At 49.3% G+C, this 6,470-nt stretch carries 5 protein-coding genes and 1 rRNA gene; 5 read left to right on the plus strand and 1 reads right to left on the minus strand.

All coding sequences use genetic code 11. From position 1 onward, the window contains the following. Window positions 1-100: 100 nt before the first annotated feature. From rluD to clpB, 3 genes are all read left to right on the plus strand, one after another. Window positions 101-1,075 (plus strand): 23S rRNA pseudouridine(1911/1915/1917) synthase RluD, encoded by a 975-nt coding sequence (rluD, locus tag J3L11_RS16705; protein ID WP_207571707.1) that lies wholly within the window; start codon window positions 101-103, stop codon window positions 1,073-1,075. Further along, window positions 1,075-1,791, plus strand: a complete 717-nt coding sequence (pgeF, locus tag J3L11_RS16710) for a peptidoglycan editing factor PgeF (protein WP_207571711.1) — start codon at window positions 1,075-1,077, stop codon at window positions 1,789-1,791. Before rluD ends, pgeF begins: the two co-directional genes overlap by 1 nt. Window positions 1,792-1,890: 99 nt before the next feature. Continuing rightward, window positions 1,891-4,464 (plus strand): ATP-dependent chaperone ClpB, encoded by a 2,574-nt coding sequence (clpB, locus tag J3L11_RS16715; RefSeq protein WP_207571708.1) that lies wholly within the window; start codon window positions 1,891-1,893, stop codon window positions 4,462-4,464. A 67-nt stretch (window positions 4,465-4,531) separates the two neighbouring features. Here clpB and J3L11_RS16720 read toward each other — a convergent pair whose 3' ends face one another. After that, window positions 4,532-4,975, minus strand: coding sequence for a DUF4124 domain-containing protein (locus J3L11_RS16720; RefSeq protein ID WP_207571709.1), 444 nt, complete (start codon window positions 4,973-4,975; stop codon window positions 4,532-4,534). A gap of 91 nt (window positions 4,976-5,066) precedes the next feature. Here J3L11_RS16720 and pssA point away from each other — a divergent pair, with 91 nt between their 5' ends. After that, complete coding sequence (gene pssA / locus J3L11_RS16725; protein WP_207571710.1) at window positions 5,067-5,903, plus strand: CDP-diacylglycerol--serine O-phosphatidyltransferase; 837 nt, start codon at window positions 5,067-5,069, stop codon at window positions 5,901-5,903. A gap of 449 nt (window positions 5,904-6,352) precedes the next feature. Next, window positions 6,353-6,470, plus strand: a 16S ribosomal RNA gene (locus J3L11_RS16730); the annotation flags it as partial.

A 6,470-nucleotide genomic window follows, 5' to 3' on the forward strand; every position in this document is an offset into this window, starting at 1 on the left:
AGTTATAGTTAAGAAATCCGCCAATTCACGATAAACTAGCAAATTTCCGTGTTAAAACGATAACACAGTTCTATGACCCCAATAATTGGGGACGGTTCCTATGACCCAAGAGATTAATCTAAAAAGCGAGATATCAGCAACCCAAACCGGTCAGAGATTAGATCAGGCAGTGGCAGAATTATTTCCTGACTACTCCCGAACCCGTCTAAAAGACTGGATTCTGGCTGGAAATGTTTTTATTGATGGCGTAGCGATTACCCGTCCAAGGGAAAAAGTGCTGGAGTCACAAATAGTGGAAATTAACGCCACTATTGAGGAAGAAACCCAGGCAGAAGCTCAGCCTATTGATTTAGATATTGTCTATGAAGATGACCATATCATCGTAATCAATAAACAGGCAGGGCTGGTGGTGCATCCAGGGGCTGGCAACAGCGATGGCACTTTGATGAATGCTTTGCTGCATCATTGTCCCGAGATAGAACATGTGCCGCGTGCAGGCATTGTGCATCGTTTGGATAAAGATACCACCGGGCTGATGGTGGTAGCGAAAACAGTTGAAGCGCAGACACACCTGGTGGCAGCTTTGCAAGCGCGGGAAATCACCCGTGAATATGAAGCGATTGTCATTGGAACGATGACCGCCGGTGGTACGGTGGATGAACCCATTGGCCGTCACGCCACTAAACGCACGCATATGGCAGTAACGCACTCTGGGCGGCCAGCGGTGACCCATTATCGTGTGGCGGAAAAATTCCGCGCCCATACCCGTTTGCGTTTGCGTTTGGAAACTGGTCGGACGCATCAAATCCGTGTGCATATGGCCTATATTGGGCATGTGCTGGTGGGCGATCCGGTTTATGGTGGGCGTCCGCGTCCGCCCAAAGCGGCCAGTGCGGAATTTATTGAAGTTCTGAAAAACTTCAAGCGTCAGGCGTTGCATGCAGTGCGTTTAGAACTAGCGCATCCCCTGACCTGTGAAGTGATGAGTTGGCAAGCGCCGATCCCCGATGATATGGTGCAACTGACCAAAGCCTTGCGTAAAGATACAGAAGAGCATCCCGAGGATATGTTGTGATATTGGCACATCACTGGCCACTTCCCCCAAATATCAGAATAGCGATGACTGACCGACAAGATGGTGTCAGTCTGCCGCCTTTTGACAGCCTAAATCTGGGAATGCACGTTGGTGATGATCCTGCAGCAGTAAAACACAACCGCCATTTGTTGCAGCAGCAACTGCAATTACCCGCAGAACCTGCCTGGCTGGAACAGATACATGGCACCCGTGTGGTTCATTTAGGGCAGGATGATAATCGTACTGCCGATGGCAGCTATGCGGATACGGTAGGACAAGTTGCCGTTGTTATGACGGCTGACTGTTTGCCAGTGTTGCTGTGTGACACAGATGGAACCCAAGTGGCTGCCTTGCATGCCGGATGGCGCGGGTTGAATGCGGGTGTGCTGGAAGCCGGAATTGCTCATTTCCGCCAGGGATCGCAACTACAGGCATATCTTGGACCAGCAATTGGTCCGCAGGCATTTGAAGTGGGTGCCGAGGTGCGAGAAGCGTTTATCACTTCGACGCCAGGTGCCGCCAGTTGTTTTACCCCACATGGCGATAAATTTTTGGCCTCGTTGGAAGCGCTGGCAAGCTTGCGCTTGCAGGCCGCGGGTGTCTCACAGATTTATGCGGCATCTGCCTGTACCTACCAGCAATCTGCACGCTTTTTCTCTTATCGTCGTGAGCGCGATACTGGCCGTATGGCTTCTCTTATCTGGCGTGAATTTTAACCACTTTTTCTGTGGTTTTTACTTGAATTGGCGCTAGCTATCCCCATCTTTAAGGTAACAAAGTTATTCCCCCTTATTTTGAGATTTTCAGGAGGCTGTATGCGACTTGATCGTATGACCAATAAATTTCAGCTTGCTATCTCAGATGCTCAATCACTGGCGCTCGGACGCGATCATCAGTTCATTGAACCTATCCATCTGATGATGGCTTTGTTGAATCAGGATTCGGGATCGATTCATCCCCTATTGACCCAGGCCGGGATCCAAGTCAGTAGCTTGCGTTCGCTGCTGACCAAAGAGCTGGAACGTCTGCCACAGGTGGAAGGCACTGGTGGTGACGTGCAGTTATCTCAGGCATTGATCCGGCTGTTGAACCTTTGCGACAAGCTGGCGCAAAAACGTAAAGACAAATATATCTCCAGCGAGCTGTTTATTCTGGCGGCGCTGGAAGGCAGTGACACTCTGGCTAACTGCTTGAAACAGGCTGGTGCCACTAAAGAACTGATGGAAAAAACCATTGAGCAGATGCGTGGCGGGCAGAACGTGGATGACCCGAACGCTGAAGATCAGCGCCAAGCATTGAAGAAATACACCGTTGATCTGACGGAGCGTGCCGAACAGGGCAAGCTAGACCCAGTGATTGGTCGTGACGATGAGATTCGCCGTACTATTCAGGTGCTGCAGCGCCGCAGTAAAAATAACCCGGTGTTGATTGGTGAGCCTGGTGTCGGTAAAACCGCCATCGTCGAAGGCTTGGCGCAACGTATCATCAATGGTGAAGTCCCGGAAGGCATTAAAAACAAACGGGTACTGGCACTGGATATGGGCGCACTGGTTGCGGGTGCCAAATATCGGGGTGAGTTCGAAGAACGGCTAAAAGCAGTGCTGAATGAGCTATCGCAGGAAGAAGGGCAGGTGATCCTGTTTATCGACGAACTGCATACTATGGTTGGCGCGGGTAAATCTGAAGGCTCCATGGATGCGGGTAATATGCTCAAACCGGCATTGGCACGTGGTGAATTGCATTGCGTTGGTGCGACAACCTTGGATGAATACCGGCAGTACATTGAAAAAGATGCCGCGTTGGAACGGCGTTTCCAGAAAGTGCTGGTGGATGAGCCGAGCGTTGAAGATACCATTGCTATCCTGCGTGGGCTGAAAGAACGTTATGAACTGCATCATCATGTGGAGATCACTGACCCAGCCATTGTGGCGGCGGCTACGCTGTCGCACCGTTATATTTCTGACCGTAAGTTGCCAGATAAAGCTATCGACCTGATCGATGAAGCGGCGTCCAGCATCCGTTTGCAGATTGACTCCAAACCTGAGCCACTGGATCGCTTGGAACGCCGAGCTATTCAGTTGAAACTGGAAGAACAGGCACTGTCGAAGGAAAACGATGAAGCTAGTCGTAAACGCTTGGAGCACTTGCGCACAGAGTTGCGCGATGTAGAAGAAAAAGCCGCAGAACTCAACGAAGTGTGGCATGCCGAAAAAGCTGCGTTGGCAGGCACACAACATATCAAGGCCGACCTAGAACAGGCGCGACTGGATTTGGAAGTGGCTCGGCGTGCTGGTGATCTAACGCGTATGTCTGAGTTACAGTACGGACGGATCCCTGAACTGGAAAAACAGCTGGATCTAGCATCGCAGGCAGAAATGCAGGATATGAAACTGCTGCGTAACAAGGTTACCGATGTTGAAATTGCCGAAGTGTTGTCAAAAGCTACTGGTATTCCGGTTTCTAAAATGCTGGAAGGTGAACGTGAAAAACTGCTGCATATGGAAGAAGCGCTGCATGAACGAGTGATCGGCCAGAATGAAGCGGTCGATGCGGTTGCTAATGCCATTCGTCGTAGCCGCGCGGGCCTTGCTGATCCTAACCGGCCGATTGGTTCTTTCCTATTCTTGGGGCCAACCGGGGTGGGTAAAACCGAACTGTGTAAATCACTGGCGAAATTCCTGTTTGACACCGAAAGCGCCATGGTGCGTATCGATATGTCAGAATTTATGGAAAAACACTCAGTGTCACGTTTGGTCGGTGCCCCTCCAGGATATGTCGGTTATGAAGAAGGGGGTTATCTGACCGAGGCAGTGCGTCGTAAACCTTACTCTGTGATCCTGCTGGATGAAGTGGAAAAGGCGCATCCAGATGTGTTCAATATCCTGTTGCAAGTATTGGACGATGGGCGACTGACCGATGGTCAGGGGCGTACGGTGGATTTTCGCAATACTGTGGTGATCATGACCTCTAATCTAGGGTCTGATTTAATCCAGGAAGGTTTTGCTGAACATAGCTACAGTGAAATGAAAGCCTTGGTTTTGGGCGTGGTACAGCATCACTTCCGGCCGGAGTTTCTGAACAGGATTGATGAGACCGTGGTGTTCCATCCGCTGGGTGCCGAGCATATCAAGAATATTGCGCGGATCCAGGTTGAGCTGTTGCGTAAGCGCTTGCTGGAAAAAGAGTATGATCTACAGGTGAGTGAGGCTGCACTGGAATATATTGCCAGAGCTGGTTTTGACCCAGTATATGGTGCGCGGCCGTTGAAACGTACAATTCAGCAGGAAGTGGAAAATCCATTAGCTCAACGTTTGTTGCAAGGTAAATTACTGCCGGGGCAACCTATCAAGGTGGATTTACTAGGTGATGAACTTACGTTTCATCAGTAATGGTTGTTTCGTCCTAAGATAGGTTGAGTAAAGAAAGGAGCGTACCAACGCTCCTTTCTTATACCTGTTATTTTTTAGTGCAGAACAAGCGAATGCGTTCTTGTTGTTCTTTAATTGCGGTTTGCCGTTCCTCTTCCGTCATGCGCACTGGCTCTCCAGTTTTGTCATCTTTACGTTGCAGTCGGGTATGGGTTTGCAGCACATCGAGGTTAAACTTGGCACTGTCACATAACTTCTGGGCTTGGGCTTGATCTCGCTCTTTTATGGCGGCGGCATCCTGTTCCGCTTGGCTAGGCTCAGGTGTCGCTTCCCTCTTCACTGGTGCGACTGTACCTATTTTCCCTGGTTCAATAGCGGTACTGTCTAACGTTTTTACTTGCTTATCCACGGGAGGTTGTTGGCTATAGTGAGTAACACCCTTGTCATCGACCCATTTATATATGTCCGCGGCAAAGCCAAACGGGTTGTAAAGTATTACCAATATCGCAGATATCAGGCCAATCCTTATCATAGTCAAATTCCGTTGCTGCCAGAGGTTCAGGGTTACCACAACTGTGTTATCTTTGAATACATTAAAGCAAACATGTGGATTCATTAAGTGTATGCAAAATATCACTAAGCCAACAGTAAAATCCAAAGGGATCTATCTGTTACCCAATCTTTTGACGACTGCCGGGTTGTTTGCCGGCTTTTATGCCGTGATCGCGTCGATGAACGGGCGCTTTGAGGCCTCCGCTATCGCCGTTTTTGTCGCGATGATTTTCGATGGGTTGGATGGGCGTCTGGCGCGATTAACCAATACCCAGAGTAGTTTTGGCGCGGAATACGATTCGATGGCTGATATGGTATCGTTTGGCATGGCTCCGGCGCTTATCGCTTACAACTGGGGATTGGCCGATATCGGCAAAATTGGCTGGCTGGCGGCTTTTATTTATTGTGCTGGAGCAGCCTTACGACTGGCGCGCTTCAATACACAAGTGGGTGTTGCCGATAAACGATTCTTTCAAGGTTTGGCAAGTCCGGCTGCGGCAGCCATCATTGCCGGGAGTGTTTGGCTTGGGCAGGATTATGGGATTGATGGTAGTAGCGTTTCCTGGCTGTTTGCCTTAATTACCGCGGGTGCCGGTTTATTAATGGTCAGCAATTTCCGCTACCACTCCTTCAAACAGGTAGATTGGAGCGGTAAAGTCAATTTTCTGGTGATGCTGCTAATGGTGGCCGTTTTTGTGGTGGTGTCGGTGGATCCCGCATTGATCCTTTGCTGTCTGTTTTATATCTACGCCTGTTCTGGTCCCGTTATGACGATGCGCAATATTAAGCAGCTTAAGGTGTCTGATGTCGTCGGGGATAAGGAAGAAGAGCTATTTCAGAATGACATGGCAGATACTGAGCACTCGAATAATAGCTCGGTCACCGCCGATGACACGCGTAAAAAGTAATATCGCAAACAGTAAAAAGGTATGTTTATGGTCTTTTTACCGTCAAATGTGAATTTTATGTGTGTTGATGGTTGGTCATTTGTGGGTATTTGCTCGCAAAATCAACTATTAAAAAAATAATTAGAAATTCCCTCTTGCACAAAAGATTAAGCTCCCTATAATGCGCACCCACTGACACGGCAACAGCGACACGCTGGCGGTGTTGCAGGCAAGGCAGCGAAGCTGAATTGTCTGGGCGAAAAAAGATTGGCGCAAGCCACTTGACGCCAAGTTGGGGTGGTGTAGAATGCACGTCCCTGTTCGGAGATAAGCCCGAACAACGCTCTTTAACAATTGATGAGACAAGCAAATCTGTGTGGGCACTCGCAGTGAATAAAATCGCAAAACGATTTAAAACTCACTGAAGAGTGTTCGAATAGAACAGTCATTCATTAGAGTCAAAAAACTTTTAATTGAAGAGTTTGATCATGGCTCAGATTGAACGCTGGCGGCAGGCCTAACACATGCAAGTCGAGCGGCAGCGGGGAGTAGCTTGCTACTCTGCCGGCGAGCGGCGGACGGGTGAGT

Source organism: Shewanella sp. 4t3-1-2LB (assembly GCF_017368415.1).
GTDB classification, from domain to species: domain Bacteria; phylum Pseudomonadota; class Gammaproteobacteria; order Enterobacterales; family Shewanellaceae; genus Shewanella; species Shewanella fodinae.